We start from the raw sequence: 24,203 nt of genomic DNA, 5'->3' as shown, positions 1-24,203 counted from the left end.
TTCATTCCATGTGCATTAATTTTGAACTCGTAATAATCTTTAATATACTCTGAACTTCTGTTAAATTTTTGTTAAAATATTATAAACTATTTTGACGCTGTAATTTTCTGTTTTGTAAAAAAACTCCCAATAATAATACCCCTAAACCTGCAATAGATAGGAAAAATAGAGATGAACTGGAATTTAGAGTCAGGGGATTCATCTGAAGATCGGATAATGTGCCAATATTAGGGATGAATGTGGCGGCAATAAAAAAATAAAAACCATTTAAAATCATGTAATTTGAGACTACAACTAAATATGGTGTTTCAGCTTTTTGTAAAACTTTTGAAAACAAGTAAAACATCATAATTACCAGGAATAAAGCCCCTGCCAGAACCAGTACAAGCTCAATGGAAAATGGTGTGCCTTTACATAGTAATATAAATGTAGATACCATACCCAGCATGCCACAGATTACTGATGATAAAAATGCAGGCGAGAGTAGAGGATAATCTCCTTCTTTATTCTTTTTCCATTGAATAATAGTATAAATTCCACTTACAATTGTTAAAACACCTATTATGCCCAGTATTTCAGGTATAAATTGATTTATAAATCCATATAATAAGTTAATGTATATTTTAGCCAAAGTTAAGACTATAACTGTTAATATTGAGTACAATAATGTTATTAAAAGAATTTCATTTCTGGATATCCTGGTATACCCTATTGCCAAACCAATATTAATGCCGAAGAGTAGTATCACTGTAATTATTAAAAATTGCCAAGTTAGTTCAATCATATCCAACATTCCATTTTAAATTGCCTTTTTTTTCTTTAAAGAGTTTTTTTATATGGAGAAAATTGTTAATTATTCCTAGTGTTTCCATATCATGAACTCCAAATTTGTTTATATTATTTCGATATGGTTATTTAAACATATCGCCATGGTAGGATATATATTTTTATCCCATCAAACCATGGAAAATTATAGCTAAAGGAGCCTAATTATAAAAATAAAAAATGGATAATGGAATTAAAAAATAAAAAAAGTTAAATAAAAAATTATTTCCTGACCAGTTTTATTAGATCTTTTCTGTAATAAGCAATCAATATTATGACCACTATTACAATCAAGCCTATGATGCTTTTTATCTGTGGATTTTTAGTTGTTTCATCGAGAAAAACTTCCTGAGCACTTTTTTGTTTCTCTTCGTCACCAGAAGATCCACCAGAATCAGTGGACGAACCAGGACTACCCCCAGGATCTCCAGATAAATCTGTTGTTCCCATGGAAAGGGAGCCACTGCCCTGAAAAGATCCAGAAGCAGAGGTACCTCCTGTTCCTGAACCTGAACCCTGTCCAGATCCAGACCCGGTTCCACTACCTGCACCATCACCTCCAGAACCAGAAGAAGAATCATCAGAATTCAAAATTCTTTTAAGATCATCTTCAGATAGATTTAGAGATTGTGTTTGATAGGTAGTTCTAACTGAAACAACATTACCGCCAGATGCGTATAAAGATTTACTGAAAGTTGATGTGGCTATCCCATTTACAACCGTTACTTTTTGGAGGTTTCCATTATTAAGTTTAAAAGTAACATCAAAAGATGGAAGTAGACTTGCTACATTATTACCATCATAAAAAACAGCCCTGTAAACTCCACTTTTTGATTGAATGAGTTTAACAGTTATTAATCGTGTTTGAAGTTTAGGGCAGAAGTTACAACCACTCAATAAACTATGTCCATACCAGTTAGCTCCAAAAATAACCGTATCACTGGTATCACGTATCTCAACTTCTCTTCTCTGGTTTCCGTAGATGGCATTATAATTAACCTTAAATGTGGAAGAAGACCCGTAATTAGAACCAAAATTTATCCCGACCCCTGATGTTCCACTATCATCATCGACCTGTTTAATACTATTGGTAATCATGTTCTGGGTTATAACCAGATTATCACTGGAACAATTAATATTAATCCCGATAACATTTCCAGTTATATTATTGCCGTTAATGTAAGTATTGGCACCAGATTTCGCAAGTGCAATGCCTGAATACTTATTGTAATTTATATTGTTTCTTTTTATCTGAGTATCCTTCACATTTCCATCAAAATAAATGCCACTGCCTTGGTTTTCATTAATATTGTTGCCATTAATGCTAGTTTTGTTGCTGTTTTTTAATGTGACCCCATTATTACCATTTTTGTCTATAGAATTATCTTCGATTGTGATATTTTTACTATCAGTTATGGAGACGCCGTTGTTACCATTTGATGAGATTTGATTTTTATTAATAACGCTATTTTGAGTTTTTTTAACATTAACCCCGTTATTTACATTATTTTTGATGGAATTACCTGTCACCATAATATTTCTGCTGTCATCAATAGATATACCTGTTTTTGAATTATTGATTTTATTGTTTTTTATGTTTGCACCAGAGCATCCTGTGATATTGATTCCTGTCCCATTAACCGCGCTAATATTGTTGCGGGAAATGAGTATTTTGCTGGTGTTATTTATGATTATAGAGTCCCCATTTTTCATTTCCAGATTGAAACCGGTGATATTAGTTCCAAAACTTCCACTACTGTTTATTAGAAAAATCGGATTAGAAGAACCTGAAATCATTGTTCTTACCTGGCTTATTATATTCAATGAATGGTTAACTACAAGAGATAAATTTTCATAGTAATTTCCAATAAATTCAATGGTATCTCCTGCACTACTTGCATCTATAATATCTTGTATCTGTTCATTGAGTGAAACCATGCTGGTATCATAGGATGATGAATCATTAATATAAATCGTCGCTGCAGAAACTGGCCCTGAAAATATCATGCTTAAACAAATTACGCCAAAAATAAATATCATGTATGATTGGTTTCTTATTTTTTTCACCTCCTTGATAGTTTCAATAGATTTTGAAGATTATTTTTAGTTCATCTTGAAACAATAACCATCAAAAATATGGATTTGCATTATTAATTATAGACGAATTGTATATAAATACATGTCAATAAAAATGGTAAAAATTGGTGAATAAATTAAAAAAATTGTAAAACAAACAATTAAAGCTTCAAAACTGATTAAAAGATTTAATAAAAAATAAAATAAAATAAAATAAAAAGGGATTAATACCCTCCCATCAAAAAAAGGGTAGTTTTCTGGTTGCTACTCAATATACTTTGACGTACTTATACGATTTCTTACCATTGACATTGAATTGTATCTTTTTGGTTCCTCGGGAGGTGGTTTTAGCCTTAACTGTAAAGGAGTAAGTTTTTCCAGCAGGAATAGTGAATGTCCATGTGTTTGTTTTTTTGTTGTAAACATGAGAATTACCCACTTTAACCAATTTCATACTTTTTGGTAAAGAGATTTTTATTTTAACAGTGTTAGATCTGTCTTTTCCAGAATTTTTGATTTTAGTAGTTAAATAAGCATATTTATACTTTTTAACCTTGCTACTGTTAACATAATTTTTGTAAGACAATTTTATATGTTTATTAATGGTTCTTTGTATACTGTTAGAGTAGAGAGTGTTAGTATTGGTTCCAGTTATTTTCGCTTGAGACTTTGTGACTCCTGATTTTTTGGCCCTGGCAGTTACAGACAGGTTAAGTGTTTCTCCTGCTTTTAAAGTGCCCACATTCCAAACCCCGCTTGAATAAGATCCCCGTGGAGGTTTTGCAGAACTGGAGAAATAAGTAGAAGATAAGATATTACTCACTTTAACACCAGTGGCATCTTTAATATTGTTATTTTTTATTGTTACCCTGTAAATTATAGTATCTCCATTTTTTAAGCTGGATTTACTTACACTGGAAGAAGCTGAAAGATTGATTTTGGAGAATGGAATATCTGAATCACTAACTTTAAATTCATCTTTTAAGGCTGAATTGAATGAAATATAAGGCGCCACAACAAATATAGTGTTATTAGATGTTTTATAGGTTGCATTGGTAAAGTCAACTGTTGCTACTCCATTTTGAACTAAAATTTCTTTCCAGATATCGCCTGCATCAGCTGTGCCTTTACTGGTATCATTTTTATTCAAGAAAAATGTTACATAAAATGAACCAAGATCATTAGCAGTTAAATGAGTATCTTTATCAATAAAGGATATGTTGTATATTCCACTAGTTACCTGAGTGATGTTGCTCATTATTGCCTCACCAGCTATATGGGCTGAGGGACATAACCGTTTCATACCCCCAAAACAGGTTTCGTTTAACCAGACTTCTTTTCTTACCACATCCTGCTGTTCTTCATCATAGACCAGCCTTATGACATCTCTGAAGGTGTGTCCAGTGATGTAATTACTGTCAACTGTTGCAGTAGTTTCTTGTAAGTCAGGTACACCTGTATAATAAAGAATTCCTGTCTCCCCATTCATGTAAATGAAATTACTGGTGATATTAAGGCCAGAAATGGTTGTATTGATGTGAACACCGCTGCCTTTACCCTCATTTTGGTTAAATGTTATGCTGTTTCCAGTAATGTTGACATTATCACAGGACTCTAATAAGTTTATACCAACTTGTTTGTTGGAACTTATGTTGTTGTGTTGTATTAAGGTGTTAGAGACATCTTCTCCAAAAAGTATTCCATTTTCATTATTATTGAGGATACTGTTGTCTATTATAGTGGTTAAATTGGAATTTGATATTTTAATTCCTGAATTAGAATTAGTTAGAGTATTGTTGTTTACATTTATGCTGTCACTACTAATTATATTAATCCCAGTTCCATTTTTACAGCTTATGATGTTATTTTTCACGTTAATCTGACTAGTATTATTTATGTTTATCCCATATCCCTCATTGTTATTGTTAATTTTGAATCCGGTGACGTTGGTTCCGGAAGCACCATTGTGAATTGAAAAAACAGTTAGATTATCCGATCCTACTGGAAATTCCATGGGACATGCATACAACTGGGTCCCAACATTACTAATTATATTTAGTGGTTTATTTATTGAAAGATGGATATGGGTATACTGTGTGCCTGTGAATAATAATGTATCTCCAGCTTCTGCATTATCAATAATATCCTGTATTTGTTCATTAGTTGCCATTCCAGAATCAGCAAAATTTATGGTCCAGACAGTTGCAAATGCAGGGTCTGTAGATGAAATATTGATGACGAGTAAACTCATGAAAAAAATAGACAGCAAAATCCATTTATTCAACTTAATAAAAACATCTCCCTATTTAATTTAGCATTTTATAACATGTTTAAAATTTTTAATTTAAAAATAAAAGAATTTTAGTCTTCTTTAAAAGAAGACTAATCCTAAAACAGGTTAATACACTTTGAAGTATTTGGCCTGGGTTTTACCGTTGACGTTGAATACTACCTTTTTGGTTCCTTTAGATGTAGCTTTAATTTTAGTTTTAAAGGTATATGTTTTTCCAGCAGGGATCGTGAACGTCCAAGTTTTGGTATTTTTATTGTAAACATGGGCATTGCCTACATTAACAATTTTAGTACCTTTAGGTAAAGTAATTTTTACTTTAACTGTATTGGACTTGTCTTTTCCAGAGTTTTTGACTTTTGTGGTTGTATAAACGTAACTATTCCTTTTAACTTTAGTTTTGCTAAGAGAATTGGAATAAGACAGTTTAATATTTTTATTTATGGTTTTTTCTATTTTGTTGGATGTGGCTGTAATGTTGTCATCAGCAGTTACCTTGGCCTGTGAAGAAGCTAGACCAGATTTAACAGCTGTGGCTGAAAGTACCAGTGAAGCAGTATTACCTGCCCCTAAAGTTCCTATGTTCCAGTTTCCATTAGAATAAGTTCCTTGAGATGCATAGGTAGTATAACTTGAGAAGTAGTAACTTTTTAGAATGTCACTGACTTTAACATTGGTTGCATCTCCATTTCCAGTATTTTTCACAGTTACGGTGTAGGTAGCTTTGTCCCCATTTTTAATAGCTGCAGAAGAAACTGTGCTGGAGATTGAAACATTTGCTTCGACTGGTGGTGTTTCTAATGATGAATCCATTGTGAAATTTAAATTTTCACCACTTGAGTAGAGTGTTACATATCCATTTTCAACATTGATAACTGTATTATTTCTACCAATAATGGAATCTCCTGTACCCCCTGCATGGAATATTCCTTCTTTATCAATTCCTATTGCAGCACCATTAACGATATCCTGGAATACATTTCCAATTATTTCAATATCAGTTATTACAGTCCACGGCCCATGGGCATCTGAGTTTTTAATATATATAGCATCTCCATTTCCATTGATGAATGTGTTGTTAATTACAGAAGTCAAATTAGCGGATTTTTCGATGGCTAAACCTTCGTTGAAACCGTCAAAAATGTTGTTAATGAAGGTTATGTATGATATGCCCCCACCAAAGAAAGCGCCGAAATCATTGTTCAAAAATGTATTACCATCTACATATACATTTTTGGCTCCTGAAGCAATGGATATTGCGTCCATAGCACCACTGATTGTACTATTTCTCACAGTGATATTTTCTCCACCCATTATATGTACAGAATAAGATTTCATGTAATCGTCAGTGAAAGTACAGTTTTCTATTAGGGTGTTAAATGAATTTCCATTATATACAGCTGCTTTACCATCGTGAGAAGTAACGTTGTTAACCACAACATTATTTACGCGATCTAAATTAATAGCATATCCTGTTGATTTAGTTTTACTTCCAGATGTAATATTATTGTTCAGCAGGAAAAATTCAAATCCTTCAATTTTCGAATTTGAACCATCTGCATCACCTTCAGCAGTTATTGTGAAAATATTGGTGTCAGTTTCATTAATACCCTTAATAATGGCACCATTACCCATCAAATCAAGTGTTTTGTTGATTTTAATTTTTATATCAGTATATTCCCCCGGTGAAAATACTATTGTATCCCCAATCGCAGCCGCGTCAATAATGTCCTGTATCTGTTGACTCGTTGAACCAGCAGCTACATTTAAGGTTGCTGCAGATACAGGCCCTACAAGTGCTGTTCCTGTAGAAACTATAACAAAAACCATGAGCAAGGTCAATACATTCATTTTAGTTCTAATTAAAATTCCTCCCTATTTAGTCTATTTTTTAATTAAGTACATCTGGTTGAGTTTTTACCAACGATATGTATTTAATTATAACTCGTATATTTTTGTTATATCATATATACATATCGAAATTTCTAACAAACATAATGATAAATCTAGACTTAATCTGTTATTATTGACTGTCCATAATAGTTATAAAAATAAATAAATTGAATTTTAATCGTTTTTTTCCATTTAAATACTTATAAAACTCTATTTTAGAAATTCAATTAAAAAATATGACCAAAAACTTATATAACCATTCCCTCAAAAAAGAAAAATTACTACGTAAATTTTAAACAGAAAAATCACAGCATGTACAGAAAAACAGAAAAAAATAATGGTGAGAAGTTATAAAAAAATATTAAGAATTTAATACCGAAATGTATATATTATCATTTCGAAGTATAGATTGAAAAGGAAATAATATTAAAAAAAGGAGATAATGATATGGCTAATAAGACAGGGATAGCCCCATCAAATAAACACAGAATCCAAGGAAGAACAAGTGAATCTTTTATTGATGCAAGAGATGTAGTTTCCAGATTAAATTTAAAAGGAAATGAAGTCTTCATGGATGCCGGTTGTGGAGACGGCCACGTCGCCATGATTGCCCATGAAATGATGGGTGATGATGCAACAATATATGCTTTAGATATATATGAACCCTCTATTGAAGATATGGAGAATGAAATTGAAGAAAAAGGGATAAAAAATATAATTCCTATCCAAACCAACATTGCAGAAGAGATAGATCTGCCCGATAATACAGTAAATATTATTTTGATGATTAATGTTTTTCATGGATTGATGGTACAGGGCAACATAGATGAAACAATTACAGAACTCAAAAGAATTGTTAAACCCGGTGGAAAGATAGCAATTATGGATTATAAGAAGATGGATGTTAAACACGGACCCCCATTACATGCTAGAAGAAGTCCAGAAGAACTGGAAGAAATGTTTAAAAGAAATGGATTAAAAAAGATTAAAGTTGATAATGAAATTGGAGAAGACCTTGAAAATGGTCTTAAATCCCATTATCTAATTATATTCAGAAAATAAAAATTTTGAAATGTTTATACCCAATATATACCCTACTTGCACTTGCCTCCTTACCTTTATACTACAACTAGGAGGTTATTGGATAACATTACCACGGTCTGTGGTAAATTTTTTCTTTTTTTATTAAAAAAATTTATTATTTATTTCTTCTATTTTAAATAAAAATTAAAGGTTAAAAACATTAATAATCCAATATAGAATACTACTACAATAATTAATAATAAATTAAATACTACTATTCGGTGATTAAAAATGAGCTTTACCAACCCCAAAGCCAGAGTAAGTTCCTGGAAGAAAAAATTACTCATTGTTATGCGTTTATCTCTTCTAATATTAGGAAGTAGTATTATTATATTTGGAACTGGTGGAACCAAAGTATTTGGATTGATGGCTCTCATAGCATTGACAGTTATTTATCTTCCTACTGTATTCAACCGGAAGCATCTGCAGATCATACCGGTAGAAGTGGAGATTCTGTTTCTAGCCGTGGTGATCCTGGAATACGTATTAGGCAACACCTTTGGGTTGTATGGTTTAATTCACAGCTACGACAAATTCATGCACTTCACCATTCCTCTGATTTTAGCTTTAACAGGAATGATGTTCATGTACACCGCCTATGTTTACGGCCGGATAAAGACCAGCCTTCCTATAATGGCAATTTTAATAATTTTAATCACCATAGGTATTGGATCAATACTGGAACTGATAGAATATTTCTACGACGCTTTTTTATACATTCATATTTCCCATGTACTGCCCACAGGCCTTACCCAGGGTTCACCTAGCATGAACCCCCTGGCAGATACCATGGCTGATCTTTTTACCGATGTTTTAGGGGGAATTGCCGGAGCAATAATAGGCATATTTTTAATAAAAAGAGCAGAAAAAAAGGGTCAATGTGGGGAATGGGTGGATGAAATAGCTAAACTTGAAGGATTAAAAGATGATAAAACCAGCCCCCCCGATTAAAACCTTCTTTAAATTTTATTTTAATGTCCTTTGAAATTGGGTGATAATGATACTATCCAAAATCAAACCCGCTCATATACTGTGGTCCGCTCTACAGGTATGCGTCCAATGGCCCTTATAATTTCATTCATTTGTTGATGAGGTAAATGTTCACCATGGGATGCGCCGGCAGCTATGGATATCTTGTCCTCCATCATAGTACCCCCTAAATCGTTTGCCCCACAGCAGAGTGCTACCTGGGCCATACGGGTTCCTATTTTTATCCATGACGCCTGAATATTAGGTATGTCCCTGCCGAGGATTATCCGGGAGATAGCATGTAGTTGTAAATCTTCCATTCCACTTACCCCTGCAGATCTACTTCCCGCCAGATTATTCTCATTCAAAAAAGTCATAGGGACCAGTTCTGTAAATCCTCCTGTTTCGCGCTGAATATTCCGCAGTATCAACAGGTGATCAATACGATCCTCCCAACTTTCAACAGTTCCATACATGATGGTTGAGGTGGTTGGAATGTCCAGATTATGGGCTTCTTTGATAATTTCAACCCACTGAGCAGTATTAACCTTATTAGGACATATCTTGGCCCTTACCGAGTCAACTAGAATTTCCGCTGATGCACCAGTTAATGTATCCAGACCCGCTTTTTTCAAAGATTTTAAAGCATCATAGGTAGCTACCCCAGATGCCTGAGCTGTATGATATATTTCCACTGGCGATAGGCCGTGGATTTCAATATCAAAATTCTTTTTAATAGCATCCATAATTTCACAGTAATAATCAACATCCATGTGAGGCATTATACCACCAAATAGACATATTTCAGTGGCTTCAACTTCTTTTGCTTCTTTAACACTTTCTAATATTTCATCAATTGTCATTTCATATCCTATACTATTTCTAAAGGAGCAAAAGGCACATTTGATCATACATTGATCTGTGATGTCGATGTTTCTGTTGACTACAAATGTTACCTCATCGCCGACTATTTCACGGCGTAACTTATCTGCCACGTCAAAGAGTTGAAATGGATTTGATTTAATCAGTTGCAAAGCATCATCTTTTGTAATATCGCCTTTAAGAGAACGTTCATATATGTCTTCCATGGAAATTAATCCTCCGTGTTATGTATAATAATTTAATAATTTATATTAGAATATAAAATTAACTTCCACAATAAAAAAAAAAACCTTAACAAACTTCAAAAAAATTAAAAATAAGCAGAGTGAATTTATTATTACCCTAAAAATAATTTTTTGCACCAGAGCCATCTATAAATTTTATCACTGAAAGATAAAAAAAGATTTTATGCAGAGGCTAATGATCTAAAAAAATGTAAAAATCTTCTAAAATATTATTAAAGGTATATGTGGAATGTTTAGAAGATTATCCAACTAATGCATATCTGGAATGAATTATCATCCCATTTTTTCACATTTTTTTATCTTTTTAGTTCATTTTAAAGATTCATTTGTGATGTATACACATTATGCGATGAAACCCTGCAAGGAATAATCTGGTAAAATATGGCAATATATGATGCTGTAAAACTCTGGTCAAGGTTTTGCTGTACAACATCAGGATTTTCTGTTTTGTCCCAGTTGATTGCGCTTTCTTTTCCCCTTTCAAAACCGTATTTGAACATGTGCTGAAGATCAATATACATGATATCCATGCCTAGAAATTTTTGTTTTTTAGGAGTTAGTTGGTTCCCAACCTGACAAAACTTCTCCTTATCTTCGATCCATGCACAATGGTATGCGACGAAATTATCAGAAATATAATGGGAAGCGATACCAAAACACCATGCTGCTTCCTTGTAATTTCCGTTTTCATAAGCTGACCTACCTCTATTCAACCATATCTTAGTTTGTATGTAACTACCTGGATATCTGTGATTAATTTTGTGATTAATTTGATCACTAGGCATTATATCTGGATAGGTGGATCCTTCCCCCATCACTGAAAGGTAAGGTTTTAAATGTTCCTGAACATCAGAAGGGAGGTTATAATAAATCTCATCCGCAATTTTTCTGTGAGTGGCCCCATCCCATGCATTAATGGGAGATATAATAAGAAATAAAGACAGAAAAATCGTAAAATAAAAAGTTATTTTAAATTTAGTTCTCATTTAAATTTCTCCTAAAAATTTTACATAAATTATATGTATAATGTAAAAGTTTAATTATTTAAATGTAACTATATGATAGTAGGAGTGATAACTTGAAAGAATCCAATATCATTGAAATTTTAAATAAGGAACTTGTAAGATCTCTGGGGTGTACAGAACCTATTACAATTACCTACGCTGTGGCCCTTGCGCGTAAACAGATAAAAAATGAATTAATTACCAAAGTAGAAATTAAAGCCAGCCGTAATTTAATAAAGAATGCTATGAGTGTCACAATCCCTGGAACCAGAAGTTGCAAAATAAACCTCTCATCTGCTCTTCTTGCTGGAGCTCTGGGAGTAATAAAACCATTGAAAGAAAAAAATTTTGAAATACTTATTAATTTAAACAAAAATGACGTAGAAAATGCCAAAGAATTGGTAAGTGAAGGATTAATTGATATAAATCTCTATGATTCAAAATCAAAATTATATTTGGAAGTAATCGTCGAAAGTAGAGCCTCCTTGGCCAGAGTGGTAATTGAAGATTCACATTCCAATGTGAAATTAATAGAGGTAAATGGGGAAATAATTAAAAAAAATGACCACGTCCATTCCAATACCACTAAAAAATGTGAATATGATAATTTTTTAAATATAAAATCAATATTGGAATTTGTTCAAAAAGTTGAAGTTTCTAAACTTGAAATTATTAAAAAAACAATCAAAATAAATAAAAACATTTGCCAAGAAGGTCTTGAGAAATCTTATGGCCTTAAAGTAGGAAGATCAATCGAAATAAATAAATCAACAGGCTTTTTCTCTAATGATATTGTTTCCAACGTGGTGGCATACACTGCAGCAGGATCTGATGCCAGAATGTCGGGATGTTCCCTGCCAGCTATGAGCAACTCAGGTAGCGGGAATCAGGGAATCTCAGCCACCATCCCTGTTGTCGTAGTGGCAGAAGAAATGAACTTTCCAATGGAAAAAGAGATTCGGGCAGTTACTTTAAGCAATTTAATAACTCTATTTATTAAATCGAATATAGGGAGATTATCTGCTGTTTGTGGTGCAAGTATATCTGCTATGGGGGCTTGTTGTGGCATTACATTTTTATTAGGCGGTGAAAGAAGGGAAATTGAATCTGCACTCCAACTAATGATGGCTAATGTTACGGGAATAATATGTGACGGTGCAAAATCTGGGTGCGCCTTAAAAATATCAACCTGTACATTCGCTGCAGTACAAACAGCATTAATGGCATTGGATGGAATTTCAATTGATGCTAAAGAAGGCATAATTGAAGATGAAGCTGAAAAAACTATGCAAAATTTTTGTAATGTGGCAAACAGTGGAATGGTAAAAGTCGACCAACTAATACTGGATATTATGCTCCAAAAAAGTCATTCTTAGTTTAAAAATTCGCCTAAAGAAAATTTAAAACTTTAGATTATGTTCCGATTCAACAGTTTATAGAAAACTTTATATATTTAAACTTTTAAATTATAATTGAACAAAATGATGTACGAAAAGATTCAAAACAACATTTATTTGAGTCCTTGAAAAGTGTAAGGGTTAATTGGGCGGTATTAATAATACCCTAAATATATTTTTAATCCCTTATCACTTTAACCTGTCCATTGAGTTACAAAAAATCTCCATTCAATTTACACATGACTATTGTTCTAGATCCTCTAAATTAAAAATAAAAAAACCCTTGTCATGTATACCTGTAATTAGAGGCATTATAAACAATTTCATGTGGAGTTACAGGGTATTATTTGCGTCCCTATACCGCCCATCTTTTTAATAAGTATAAATTTTAACTTTTTTTAAATTAATTATTCTGAGTAAAAATAAAATTACTAATTAAATTTTATTCAACAAACAATGTTTCGGAACCTTTCCCTTACCATCAAAAATGATTCCTTCATTTTCAAGTAAAGCACGCTTCATATCCGCTCCCCCCTGAAATCCTCCTATACTTCCATCTGAGCGGATAGCTCGGTGACAGGGTATGATTATTGGAAACGGATTTCTAGCCAGAGCATTTCCTACAGCACGTGAAGCTTTTTCGTTGCCTAAATACCTTGCTATTAACTGATAAGTGCCAACACTTCCCCAGGAAATCCTGTATTCTGTCATTAAAACATTGTATTGGAATTCAGAACAATTCTCTAGAGCTATATTATCCAGTGCAAATACAATCTTCTCACCTTCCAGGAAAGATTTGATATCTAAAGCCAGGTTATCAATTTCTGCACATGAAGATTGGATCGAGTTAGGATAAAGCTTGTGAACAAGATTTTCAGCAGAAAATTGTGGACTAGATAATATAATCCTAACTATTACTGGATTATCATCGAATAAAGTCCATAATAAGACCACCGGTCCGAATGGTGTCTTTTTTATGATTTTTATTTTCATAATATTACAACTCTCAGGCATTTTAAAATAAATAAAGCTAAACCTTATCTAATTTAGGATAACTTTTAAAAGATTGATGGACAAAGTATATTAATCTTAATTAAAAAAGATATCAAAGATATATATCGACAATAAAATCATGAAATATTTTATAAATCTGTCGCGGATATAAACCTGATAATATTTATATAAATTAATCAGGAGAGAATAGTACTAAACTAAGAATATAAGTACAATCTGAATATTTAAAATTACGAAATTAAGAGTTGAATAAAATGGCAAAAATTAAAGGAACTAATAAAAGAACAAGACAAAAATCTCATTATAAAAAAGCTGGAAGTAAAAGAGGAAGAGCGGTTAAAAACCCTAAAACCAGTTAAATCCTTTTTTTAGATATAACTTCAAGAAACTAAGTTTAAGTGATTATTATAATATTATAATTTTTTTAAATCTCTATTTTTTTATAATCTTTTTTATTTTTAATGTAGCAAAATCAATATTTTGCATCTATTTTGCAATTAATTATTCTAGTTCGTTTTTCATATACACGGTACGAATGGGGAAAGGAATAACAATACCTTCCTGATTGTATCTTTCGTGTAATTTTTTTATAAATTCATGTTTTAATTTATATTGCTCAATAAATTCTGTTACACTTAAAAATACAGTGAAATTAATGCTGAAATCATTAAATTCATTGTATCTTATATAAGGTTCTACTGAATCATCAGCCCCTGTAAGTTTTTCTGTTACTTCTTTGGCCACATCCACAGTCACCATTTCTACTTTTTTAAGGTCACTCTCATAGGATACTCCAACATTTAATTTTACCAGCATCTCTTTCTGGTCCTGGTGATAATTGGTAATTATATGGGAAGCTATTTTAGAGTTAGGCACAATAATTGTGTTATTAGTAATGGCTTTTATGGTGGTATTTCGCCAAGTTATATCCTGAACATACCCTTCTTCACCTGTTTCTAACATTATATAATCACCTATTTTCATTTCCTTGGAGGTGATTACATTTAAACCAGCGAACATATTAGAAAATGTATCATTCAAAGCTAAAGCTAGTGCAATACCACCAATACCAAAAGCCGTGAGCATAGGAGTTATGGAAAGTCCCAGAAATTGAATTACCACCATCAATCCAATAAAAACGACAATTAATTTACTTATATTTCCAAAAAAAGAGGTAGAAGGCAAAACTCCCTCAGCCCTTCGGGTGTAAATATTAACAAAACCCGATGTTAAAATGGCAACGGCCCATGTAATCAATAAAATAAGGATAATGGTTAAAATTTTATGAATATTAGCTAAGTTGGCAGCACCTAAATCCATATATCCCAAAGCAATATAGATCCCTGCAATAGTAAAAGAAAAAATCGATAATCCTCTCAAAGATTTCGTGACAACTTTAAAGCCATCCCAATCAGTTTCTAAGCTTTTTTCCCTTATTTTTTTAAAAATTATTATTTCAAATAATAATCCTACTACAAATCCAGTTATTATAATTAATAATGGTAAAACAAATCCATTGAAATTCATAAATTTTCAACAACCACATCTAATTTTTATCTCTGTATTCTCAAATCAATAGTATTTTATCTAATTTTTCACTTTAAAAATTATAATAGTAATAAATTTCTTTCTATGAATTTATTTTCAGAATATATATTAAAATAAATCTTACTACTTCTACCAAGGTTGCTATAACCAAAGCTACCATTCCTATTATCAATATAAATTTAAGGATATATGCAAATGCAATTGTTTGGAATGTGAATGGAAACACTGTATACAAAGTATTAGCTACTATAAATCCAATTATATTCAAAACTATCTGGACTAATGTCTTAAACCACCCTTTTTGATAGACAATAAAACCAATATTAGCCACAATATTAGCCACAATAGAAACATTCAATATAAACAAAACTTCAGTAAATGAAGGAGCTATAAATGATAAATTCCAATTAAGCAGGTTGTTAACAATATACAATACTATTATATTAGCTATGATTGCTACGACAAATTCAGAGGTTTTAAATTCCTTTTCTTTCAAAAAAGTGTTTTTAAATGACCATTTATTTTTTTGACTATCTTCCAAATCAATCACCTTCTAGTAAGTATTATTCAATGATATTTATTTTATTTTTACTGAGGCAATATAATAGTAACCCCGGGGAGGATTATTCTCGACATCTTTATCATAAATTATTTCAGCTTTTTTTCCCTGGTATTCAGCAGATAAGGTTAAATGATATAAAGCTATGCCCATATCTATTTTATTCCACTTGGCCATTAATTTTGCCTTTAAAAAGTTTAATTTTTTACAATAAGCGTGTATAACTTCGTTGTCTCTAGTAAAATACCATGGTTGACTATTAGTTGCCGAAGGTGCAATACGAACCGGTTCCAAAAGTTTTTCTTCCCCTTTAATATCTGTTATCTCATCTAAAGATTTCCTTTTAAATTGAGAAATATTAGTACGGTGCAGATCCTCTTTAGAATTACCGAAAGCCATTAAAATCACAAAATGCAGATTCGAACTTTTTAATACTTCTTTGGTGGGCTTTGGAATTCCTTGCCAGCAGCTTCCTATGCCGTTTGCTGATAAAAACAGATCCATCTGCTGCATCATAAAACCTATGTTAGTTAAATATCCTTCTTTAGTTTCAGAAAAGACAGCAAAATAATGAGGTGACTTTTTTTGAGGAATTAAACTTTTAACATGCTCTCCAGAGATAATTTTTATTTCAGTTTTTATCTCTGGATCGAGAGGATTTAGAGATTCCATAAATCTACTAATTTCAGTCAGCAGATTTTCATCAATGGGAATGGATTCATAATTTCTAACAGACTTTCTTTTAAAAATTGTAGAATAAAACTCTTTCTCTTCCATGTTTTTACCCCCTCATATCCATAGATATGTAGTTGATTTATAATTAATTTTTCATTGATAAATTTTATACAAAAATGATCTACAATATGAAAATAAATTTAAAAAAAAAGCTAATTAATTATAGATAGATGAAAGTTAGAAAATAAAAGATTAAATTTCTAAAATTATAATTAATTTAATATAATCTTCATTAATGGATTGATTTTAAAATTGAATTCAAATTATATTTTATTTGTTAAATTTTTTGATAAGTAGATAATAAGTATATATGCACTGGAATTCAAATAGAATATAACGAAATTAGAGTGAAAATTATTCAAAATATTTCTTTTTTTAATTTGATTAAAAGGTTATAAATTATTTTTTTAAAGCTTCACATTTTTTCGAAATAAATATTATTTGGAGTTGATTTTGTGTTAAATATTACAAATTATACCCCTATAATATCCACAATTTTGGGTGTTACCATGGGGTTGGCTTCCAGTGAATTAAGTAACTGGCGAAGAGATAGAAAAAGTAAAAGGAGGAAAATAAATTCTACTAGAACCCTGATTTCCCTTGAAAATGAAAGAAATCTAGAACTGCTTAAAGAATTTTGGTATAAACTTAACAGAACAGAGGAATCTGAAGTTAACCATGAGGAATCGAAAATCGATATTGCCCACAAATTGATTAAAATGCCCATACCTTCATGGAATGATGTAATGTGGAATAAACAAGCTTCTTTATTAGCAATTACTTTTAATGATAAGGAAATTATTGCTATATCTGCTTTTAATAATTGTTTAGAAGTCCTCAGATCAATTTATGCCAAACTTATAGATTTAGATGCTAAGGATCGAGAATATAACAGTACTTATGCTTCACGGGGTTTTGAATTGGCTTCTATTCCTCGTTCTAATCGTTTTCATGAAGAAGCCCCCAGGATGTGGGATGAATTTGAGGAAATTTCATTAAAACTAATTGAAAAAGGAAATCCTCTAAACTAAATGAATTACCTCAAATAATATTATTTGGCAAAAATAATGCGAGTTAAATTGACTATACAGGTTAAGTAAGTAATAATCTCAATTTTTAAAAAAATATAATTTAAAATTACCAGTTCAATATCTATTTTTAAAAAAATTAATATAAATTAGGTTTTAATAATTAAGTTTTAATGAGGATAACTATCTATTCAACTAAATTAAAAATTAATTAAGAAAATTAGATGGAAAGTTTAGATATCCTTTGCATGGCTTTTTTAGTATTTTCCAATGTATTAAACGCCGTAAGACGGAAGTAACCTTCTCCACTTGGACCAAAGCCCACACCAGGAGTTCCTGCCACATTAGCTTTCTCCAATAAGAGATCAAAGAATTTCCAGGAATCCATTCCTTCCGGGGTTTTAACCCAGATATAAGGAGAGTTTACACCCCCATAAATTTGAAGTCCTATATTCAAAAGACTTTCACGGATTATAGTGGCATTTTTCATGTAGTAATTTATTGATTCTGCTATTTCTTTTTGTCCTTCAGGAGTATACACTGCACTTGCTGCTTTTTGAACTGGATAAGATACTCCATTGAATTTAGTGGTTTGCCTCCTGTTCCAGAGGGGTTTTACTGGTTGAGGGTTACCTTCTTCATCATAGGCCATGACCTCTTTAGGAACCACAGTATAGGCACACCGAGTACCTGTAAATCCGGCATTTTTGGAGAAACTACGAAACTCCACAGCCACCTCTTTAGCACCTTCAATTTCATAAATACTATGAGGAATATCGTCCTCCGTTATGTATGCTTCGTAAGCTGCATCAAATAGGATGATAGATTTATTTTCTCGTGCATAATCCACCCATTTAGTTAACTGTTCCTTGTTGAGACTGGTTCCAGTAGGATTGTTAGGGAAGCATAGATAGATAAGATCTACCCTTTCTTGAGGAAGTTCTGGTACGAAATCATTTTCTGCAGTGCAGGGAAGATATACCAGTTTTTCATATTTTCCATCAGCAGTCATAGGACCAGTTCTTCCAGCCATGACATTAGTTTCCACATAAACAGGGTATACTGGGTCGGTTACAGCTACAATGTTGTCTAAGCCAAATATTTCCTGTATATTACCTGTATCACACTTGGCCCCATCACTTACAAATATTTCGTCTTCTGAAATTTCAATTCCCCTTGGTAAAAAATCATTTTCAATTATATCCTTTATTAAAAAAGAGTATCCTTGTTCTGGACCATACCCTTTAAATGTTTCAGAACTAGCCATTTCATCTACAGCTTTATGGAATTCTTTAATAACTGCTTGGGGCAGAGGTCTGGTAACATCACCTATCCCCATACGTATTACATCTGCATCAGGATTTTCATTCTGGAATTTTTCAACTCTTTGATTAATTTCAGCAAATATGTAACTGCTTTTGAGTAGTTGGTAGTTTTCATTAATTTTTACAGGCATTTGAAAAAACTCTCCTAATTTTAATTATTTTAAGAAATAAAGTAAATGGATTTTAATATCATATTATTTATGGGTGAAGTAAAAGTTTAGTTTATATGAATTTTTTTGATCTAAACGGACAAAGCCAAATCGTTCAAATTGCGCTTCATCTCCCTCATTTAAGTTGATGCACTGTGGTTCTGCAAGACCCTCTATTAAACTTGCATCAGGCATGACAATAGTTGCATCCAAATTTTCGTTTGAAGGTATCCACTGGATGATCTGTGCATTAACTTTGCGGGCATCTTCAAAACTTACACTATGAAAAACTGCCTCATTATCCTTAATTATGATATTTACTGCATCCATCAATCTTAAGATTTTACCCTCTTTAAAGTCATCCATTTGGATGTAAACCTCTCCGTCAAATGGTATCTTACGGTACCCTCGATCTAAAAAGTCTGGATGCAAGGCTCGTTTGATTATTCCCTTGGTTGATTCTGGCAGATTTTTAATGGACAATTTAACTGGTTTTTCAACAAAAAAGTAGCGATTAGCCTCTTTTTCTAATAGGTTACGGTTTAATCCATATATTTTCTTCCAGCTTAATATTGAATCTGCTATTTTTACACCGATCTCGATCATCAACCGGTGGATTGCTTCTGGCCTGATTCCTCTACGGGCTATGGCCCTTATGGTCCCTAAACGAGGATCATCCCAGCCAGTGTAGATCCCTTCCTCTATACCAGTACGAGCTTTAGATGTGCTTAATGCAATGTCTTCCATTTTAAGTCGTCCATAATGTATGAATTCAGGAACATCCCATTCAAAATGCCCATACAAATATTTTTGTTTTTCAGAATTTGCCAGGTGATCTTTTCCCCGCAATACATGGGTAATGCCCATGAGATGATCGTCTACAGCCACAGAAAAGTTCATCATAGGATATATCTTGTATTTGGATCCTATACGAGGGTGTTCTTCTTCTACAATCCTCATAGCAACCCAGTCCCTTATAGCAGGATTTTTATGATTTAAGTCAGTTTTAACTCTTAAAACAGCATCGCCTTCATTCATATTCTCCATTTCAAACCATCGCTGCAGGTTATCTTCCACAGTCATTTCCCTGCAGGGACAAGGTTGTGATGAATCTTTTAATCTCTTAAAATCAGCACCAGAACAGTCACACATATATGCTGCACCTTTCTTGATTAGAAGTTCAGCGTATTCATAGTATATGGGGATCCGGTCACTTTGAACCACTATATCCTGCCATTCTACATTTAACCAGTGAAGATCTTCAGGAATCATTTCATATGCATCCATATCTACCCGGCGAGGATCTGTATCCTCAATCCTAAGTATTAATTTACCGCCATAGCGTTTTACATATTCGTTATTTAATATAGCCGCTCGGGCATGGCCAATATGCAATGGTCCGCTGGGATTTGGTGCAAATCTTAATACAACCTCTCCTTTAACGTTTGGAAGATCAACCAATCCTTTTTCTTCCACTTTCTTATCTGCGATCTTACCCCCTGTTTTTTCCAGTTCACTTTTTTGGTGCTGTGGTTCCATATCATTCACTTGGGCCACCACAGTTTTAGCAATTTTGACAATTTCACCAGCATTTTTTCTCATTTCTGGATTGGAGGCCATGATAGAACCAATTACTGCCCCCTCATTGGCTTTTCCTTTATGTTTAACTGCATTTATCAGTGCATGTTTGTATACTAAACTTTTAAGATCATTCATTAGGATTCCCCTTAAATAATAAAAACTAATTAAAAGAAAATATTAGAAAGTGTAGAAATATTAGAAATTTCTCTGCAGAACAAAATCAGCAATATGAAGTAGAGATTCTTTTGCTTCAGAATCATCTAAAATATTTAACAATTCTTTAGCCTGCTTTACATTATTTAAAGCAATATTGCGGGTGTATTCTATTGAATCATATTTTTCAAATAGGGAAATGGCCTTTTCGACCTCATCTTCACTACCACTTTTCAATATGGATATTAATGTTTCTTTATCTTCTGGTGAAGCGTTTTCTATAGTGTGAACCACCATCAGAGTCATTTTTCCTTCCACTATATCGCTCCCTGCAGGTTTGCCTATTTTTTCTGCATCACTGATCACATCAAGATAATCATCCTGGATCTGGAAGGCCATACCAATCAAACGCCCGTATTCTGATAGTGCTTCTATTTGTTCTTGATCTCCCCCTCCAAGAATTGCACCAGATTTTGTGGCCGCAGCAATAAGTGCCGCGGTTTTTTTGTAGATCATGCTAAGATATTCTTTTTCTTTAACATCAAATTTTTCTTCAAAGCCCATATCGCAGGCCTGTCCCTCGCATATTTTGATACATGAATCTACTACTGTCTTAAGGGCCTCAATGACTCTACTTGATGAAACATCATCAATTTTTGTATCCAGTATTGCTTCAAAGGCCTTGGAGAATATGGTGTCTCCAGCAAGTATAGCCATTGGCTCTCCCCATAAAATGTGTACTGATGGTTCCCCTCTTCTTAGTTCATCTTTATCCATTATATCATCATGAATCAGTGAAAAAGTATGGATTAATTCCATGGCAGCTGCAGTTTTCAATGCATTTTTGGGATTTCCACTTACAGCTTCACATGATAAAACAACAAGAGATGGACGTAATTTCTTTCCACCTGCTTTTATAAGATGTTCTGATGATTGGCGAAGACCTTTAGGATCAATTGTAACTAATGATTTATTAATTTCTTCATCAATACTTTTAGAATACTTTTTTAGGATTTCAATTACATCTACCATTAAATTCCCCCGTTAAAAACTTGTGCCTGACCATTTCTAAGTATATGAATGTCATTACCCAATTTGTAACCTTCTTCTTCTGCAAGTTCTGTATAATCTGAAAGCATTGTTAGATCTCCATGAGCAGGAATGATGTGCAGGGGGTTTAACATTTTTATAAAATCACGGTGATCTTCCCTGCCAGCATGTCCTGAAACATGTGCATTAGTAAATATTCTAGCCCCGCTAGATTTAATTCTTTTCTCCAGAAGATTCCGGTTAGCAATATTCATAGGATTAGGTATAACTGGTGCGGAAAAAATGACATTATCTCCTCTTTGGATATTAAACTGAGTTCGGGCATTGGCTATACGGGGAAGCAATGCATCTGGTTCTCCCTGGTGGCCGGTTGTCACCATCAAATATTTTTCCCTGTGTTCTTCAGCTTTGGCTAGAGCCCGGTTAACTGATTTTGGGCTTCCATATATACTGGTTGACTTTGGAAGCTTTAATAAACCCATTGACTCAGCTAAACTGCAGTATCTTTCCATAGATCGTCCTAATAATAAAATTTTCCGGTCACTGTGCTTGGCAATATCACATATTGCCTGTATTCTCTCAATATGTGAAGAAAAGGTGGTTATAATCATTCCGGCTTTCTCTTCAAGTGGAGCATTCATTATGTCATTAAGCATAATTCTAGCGATCTTTTCGGAATTGGTTTTAACTTCATCTTTTTCCCCTGCCCGTGTGGTTTCCACGATCAAGGCCAGAACTCCTTTTCTTCCTAGCTCTCTTAGCCTACCATAATCTGGTGGGGGTGATATCTTTTGGTGATTATCAAATTTAAAGTCATTTGCATATATTATGATTCCTTCAGATGTATGTAGAGCAGCAGTTACTGTCTGAGGGATACTATGGGTAGTTTTAATAAATTCAAGTGTTATATCGGGAGATATTTGACATTTTTCCCCCCCATTTAAAATTTGTAGAGGGTTAGTAACCTTGAATTTCTTTTCTGATTTTATGGTTCGCTCAATTAAGGCTAAAGTGTAAGGCGTTGCAATGATTGGTGCTTCATATCTATGAGCTAGTTTAGCTACCGCCCCAATATGGTCCAAATGGCCGTGAGTAAATACTATGGCTCTAACCTTACCATCAACCTCCTTCATTAGTGTGTCATCAGGGATGACACCTCTTTCTATTAGATCCAGACTGTGCATTCTGGCAATGTCTGTATCTTCATGAATATGTAATCTGTCCAAGTGAATACCCATGTCAAATATTACTACGTCATCTCCGACTTTAACTGCTGACATATTTTTTCCGACTTCTTCGTATCCACCGATTGCTATAACTTCAACGCTCACTATGTATCCTCCTTGCGTATTTTTTAGTATCAAAGCCCCTTTCATTAAGCCATTCTCTAGTTTGACCTTTAATTATAAGATTAGATTTTTTCAAATCTTTTAGATTTTCTGCTCCAACCAGGAACATTGTAGCTTTTAATTCTTCAACAAATTTCATTACCTTAGCGATAACTGCCTTATGTCCTTTATAAGATGCTTTAAGTAATGGTAAAGCTATTCCTACAGCATCAGCACCTAGTGCTAATGCTTTAGCTGCATCTAGACCTGTTCTTATACCTCCAGATGATATTACAGGTATATTAACAGATTCACATACTTCAATTGTGCTTACTGCCGTTGGTATCCCCCAATCCCAGAATAGTTCTCCCAGGTGTTTATCATTGGCCCGGTACGTTTCAACAGCAGCCCAACTTGTACCGCCTGCTCCAGCAACATCTATAGCGTCAGCTCCTGCCTTTTCAAGAGAGATTGCACCCTCCATAGATATTCCGGCTCCTGTTTCTTTAATAATAATAGGAATATCTACTGTTTCTTTGATTTTGGTTATCGAATCAAGATACCCTGTAGCATCAACATCTCCTCCGGGTTGTATTGATTCTTGTAATGGATTTAAATGAATTGCCAGTGCATCAGCTTCCATCATATCTGAAGCTTTTTTTGCATATTCAATCTGGGGTGCTCCAATATTTCCAATAATAAAGGAATTTGGTGCATTTTCTCTTACAACAGTATAGGTTGAAACCAGTTCAGGATTTTCTACTCCGGCTCTTTGGCTGCCAACTCCCATACCAATATTCAGTTTTTCAGCTGCTTTGGCAAGTTCCCGGTTTATAATTAGTGATGATGGATGTCCACCTGTAATGGCAGATATTATCAGTGGGACGTCAATTTCGTTACCTAAAATGGTTGTAGATATATCTATTTCTTCCTTACTAATTTCTGGAAGAGCTTTATGGATTAATTCAATATCACTAAATCCAGTCTTTTTATTTTTAAATTCTACGTCACAATGTGCGCATAATAATAAATGTTCTAATTTTCTATCTGAAATCATTTTATACGCCTC

At 33.1% G+C, this 24,203-nt stretch carries 19 protein-coding genes; 4 read left to right on the top strand and 15 right to left on the bottom strand.

The annotated features are described in order from the left end of the window. Positions 1-79 precede the first annotated feature (79 nt). From CIT01_09005 to CIT01_08990, 4 genes are all read right to left on the bottom strand, one after another. On the bottom strand, positions 80-793 hold the full coding sequence (locus CIT01_09005) for a hypothetical protein (GenBank protein AXV38327.1): 714 nt from the start codon (positions 791-793) through the stop codon (positions 80-82). Between the two features lie 254 nt (positions 794-1,047). Continuing rightward, positions 1,048-2,865, bottom strand: a complete 1,818-nt coding sequence (locus tag CIT01_09000) for a hypothetical protein (GenBank protein AXV38326.1) — start codon at positions 2,863-2,865, stop codon at positions 1,048-1,050. 304 nt (positions 2,866-3,169) lie between these two features. Next, positions 3,170-5,185, bottom strand: a complete 2,016-nt coding sequence (locus CIT01_08995; GenBank protein ID AXV38325.1) for a hypothetical protein — start codon at positions 5,183-5,185, stop codon at positions 3,170-3,172. 114 nt (positions 5,186-5,299) lie between these two features. Next, complete coding sequence (locus CIT01_08990) at positions 5,300-7,042, bottom strand: hypothetical protein (protein AXV38324.1); 1,743 nt, start codon at positions 7,040-7,042, stop codon at positions 5,300-5,302. 489 nt (positions 7,043-7,531) lie between these two features. On the opposite strand from CIT01_08990, the gene CIT01_08985 reads away from it, so the two are divergent. Both CIT01_08985 and CIT01_08980 read left to right on the top strand, forming a co-directional pair. Beyond that, complete coding sequence (locus tag CIT01_08985) at positions 7,532-8,146, top strand: SAM-dependent methyltransferase (GenBank protein AXV38323.1); 615 nt, start codon at positions 7,532-7,534, stop codon at positions 8,144-8,146. 252 nt (positions 8,147-8,398) lie between these two features. Beyond that, positions 8,399-9,118 carry a hypothetical protein gene (locus tag CIT01_08980; GenBank protein ID AXV38322.1) on the top strand — a complete coding sequence of 240 codons (720 nt, stop codon included), beginning with the start codon at positions 8,399-8,401 and terminating at the stop codon, positions 9,116-9,118. Between the two features lie 62 nt (positions 9,119-9,180). On the opposite strand, the gene cofH is transcribed toward CIT01_08980, so the two are convergent. Both cofH and CIT01_08970 read right to left on the bottom strand, forming a co-directional pair. After that, the gene (gene cofH / locus CIT01_08975) at positions 9,181-10,224 is read right to left on the bottom strand and encodes a 7,8-didemethyl-8-hydroxy-5-deazariboflavin synthase subunit CofH (protein AXV38321.1); all 1,044 of its coding nucleotides are present in this window, start codon (positions 10,222-10,224) and stop codon (positions 9,181-9,183) included. A 353-nt stretch (positions 10,225-10,577) separates the two neighbouring features. Then, positions 10,578-11,249: a hypothetical protein gene (locus CIT01_08970; protein ID AXV38320.1), complete on the bottom strand. Its 672-nt coding sequence runs from the start codon at positions 11,247-11,249 to the stop codon at positions 10,578-10,580. A 92-nt stretch (positions 11,250-11,341) separates the two neighbouring features. Between CIT01_08970 and CIT01_08965 the strand changes: the two genes are divergently transcribed. Next, positions 11,342-12,643 carry a hypothetical protein gene (locus tag CIT01_08965; GenBank protein AXV38319.1) on the top strand — a complete coding sequence of 434 codons (1,302 nt, stop codon included), beginning with the start codon at positions 11,342-11,344 and terminating at the stop codon, positions 12,641-12,643. 456 nt (positions 12,644-13,099) lie between these two features. On the opposite strand, the gene CIT01_08960 is transcribed toward CIT01_08965, so the two are convergent. The 4 genes from CIT01_08960 to CIT01_08945 all read right to left on the bottom strand — a co-directional run bounded on the left by CIT01_08960 (position 13,100) and on the right by CIT01_08945 (position 16,562). Beyond that, positions 13,100-13,678 (bottom strand): hypothetical protein, encoded by a 579-nt coding sequence (locus CIT01_08960; protein AXV38318.1) that lies wholly within the window; start codon positions 13,676-13,678, stop codon positions 13,100-13,102. Between the two features lie 501 nt (positions 13,679-14,179). After that, entirely contained in the window at positions 14,180-15,205 is a 1,026-nt protein-coding gene (locus CIT01_08955) for a hypothetical protein (protein ID AXV38317.1), read from the bottom strand. A 103-nt stretch (positions 15,206-15,308) separates the two neighbouring features. Beyond that, the gene (locus CIT01_08950; GenBank protein AXV38316.1) at positions 15,309-15,776 is read right to left on the bottom strand and encodes a hypothetical protein; all 468 of its coding nucleotides are present in this window, start codon (positions 15,774-15,776) and stop codon (positions 15,309-15,311) included. A 27-nt stretch (positions 15,777-15,803) separates the two neighbouring features. Continuing rightward, a complete protein-coding gene (locus tag CIT01_08945) occupies positions 15,804-16,562 on the bottom strand; it encodes a nitroreductase (protein ID AXV38315.1) in 759 nt (252 codons plus the stop codon). Between the two features lie 467 nt (positions 16,563-17,029). Here CIT01_08945 and CIT01_08940 point away from each other — a divergent pair, with 467 nt between their 5' ends. Next, entirely contained in the window at positions 17,030-17,551 is a 522-nt protein-coding gene (locus tag CIT01_08940; protein AXV38777.1) for a hypothetical protein, read from the top strand. Between the two features lie 217 nt (positions 17,552-17,768). On the opposite strand, the gene CIT01_08935 is transcribed toward CIT01_08940, so the two are convergent. The 5 genes from CIT01_08935 to CIT01_08915 form a co-directional block, all read right to left on the bottom strand. Next, positions 17,769-19,004 (bottom strand): LL-diaminopimelate aminotransferase, encoded by a 1,236-nt coding sequence (locus CIT01_08935; protein ID AXV38314.1) that lies wholly within the window; start codon positions 19,002-19,004, stop codon positions 17,769-17,771. A gap of 63 nt (positions 19,005-19,067) precedes the next feature. Further along, positions 19,068-20,738, bottom strand: coding sequence for a glutamate--tRNA ligase (locus tag CIT01_08930; GenBank protein AXV38313.1), 1,671 nt, complete (start codon positions 20,736-20,738; stop codon positions 19,068-19,070). A 60-nt stretch (positions 20,739-20,798) separates the two neighbouring features. Continuing rightward, on the bottom strand, positions 20,799-21,788 hold the full coding sequence (locus CIT01_08925) for a serralysin (protein AXV38312.1): 990 nt from the start codon (positions 21,786-21,788) through the stop codon (positions 20,799-20,801). Next, positions 21,788-23,137 carry a ribonuclease J gene (locus tag CIT01_08920; GenBank protein ID AXV38311.1) on the bottom strand — a complete coding sequence of 450 codons (1,350 nt, stop codon included), beginning with the start codon at positions 23,135-23,137 and terminating at the stop codon, positions 21,788-21,790. Before CIT01_08920 ends, CIT01_08925 begins: the two co-directional genes overlap by 1 nt. Next, a complete protein-coding gene (locus CIT01_08915) occupies positions 23,127-24,191 on the bottom strand; it encodes a type 2 isopentenyl-diphosphate Delta-isomerase (GenBank protein AXV38310.1) in 1,065 nt (354 codons plus the stop codon). The genes CIT01_08920 and CIT01_08915 overlap by 11 nt, the downstream gene beginning before the upstream one ends. Between the last annotated feature and the right edge of the window lie 12 nt (positions 24,192-24,203).

Origin of the sequence: Methanobacterium sp. BRmetb2 (genome assembly GCA_003491285.1) — an archaeon.
GTDB lineage: Archaea > Methanobacteriota > Methanobacteria > Methanobacteriales > Methanobacteriaceae > UBA117.
This window is presented reverse-complemented; position numbering and strand designations above follow the sequence as displayed.

Bases quoted from the DNA above. Each gene is read 5' to 3' on its own strand.
- CIT01_09005 (AXV38327.1), bottom strand. From the start codon at position 793: ATGTTGGATATGATTGAACTAACTTGGCAATTTTTAATAATTACAGTG.
- CIT01_09000 (AXV38326.1), bottom strand. From the start codon at position 2,865: ATGATATTTATTTTTGGCGTAATTTGTTTAAGCATGATATTTTCAGGG.
- CIT01_08990 (AXV38324.1), bottom strand. From the start codon at position 7,042: ATGAATGTATTGACCTTGCTCATGGTTTTTGTTATAGTTTCTACAGGA.
- CIT01_08985 (AXV38323.1), top strand. From the start codon at position 7,532: ATGGCTAATAAGACAGGGATAGCCCCATCAAATAAACACAGAATCCAA.
- CIT01_08980 (AXV38322.1), top strand. From the start codon at position 8,399: ATGAGCTTTACCAACCCCAAAGCCAGAGTAAGTTCCTGGAAGAAAAAA.
- cofH (AXV38321.1), bottom strand. From the start codon at position 10,224: ATGGAAGACATATATGAACGTTCTCTTAAAGGCGATATTACAAAAGAT.
- CIT01_08970 (AXV38320.1), bottom strand. From the start codon at position 11,249: ATGAGAACTAAATTTAAAATAACTTTTTATTTTACGATTTTTCTGTCT.
- CIT01_08960 (AXV38318.1), bottom strand. From the start codon at position 13,678: ATGCCTGAGAGTTGTAATATTATGAAAATAAAAATCATAAAAAAGACA.
- CIT01_08955 (AXV38317.1), bottom strand. From the start codon at position 15,205: ATGAATTTCAATGGATTTGTTTTACCATTATTAATTATAATAACTGGA.
- CIT01_08945 (AXV38315.1), bottom strand. From the start codon at position 16,562: ATGGAAGAGAAAGAGTTTTATTCTACAATTTTTAAAAGAAAGTCTGTT.
- CIT01_08940 (AXV38777.1), top strand. From the start codon at position 17,030: ATGGGGTTGGCTTCCAGTGAATTAAGTAACTGGCGAAGAGATAGAAAA.
- CIT01_08935 (AXV38314.1), bottom strand. From the start codon at position 19,004: ATGCCTGTAAAAATTAATGAAAACTACCAACTACTCAAAAGCAGTTAC.
- CIT01_08930 (AXV38313.1), bottom strand. From the start codon at position 20,738: ATGAATGATCTTAAAAGTTTAGTATACAAACATGCACTGATAAATGCA.
- CIT01_08925 (AXV38312.1), bottom strand. From the start codon at position 21,788: ATGGTAGATGTAATTGAAATCCTAAAAAAGTATTCTAAAAGTATTGAT.
- CIT01_08915 (AXV38310.1), bottom strand. From the start codon at position 24,191: ATGATTTCAGATAGAAAATTAGAACATTTATTATTATGCGCACATTGT.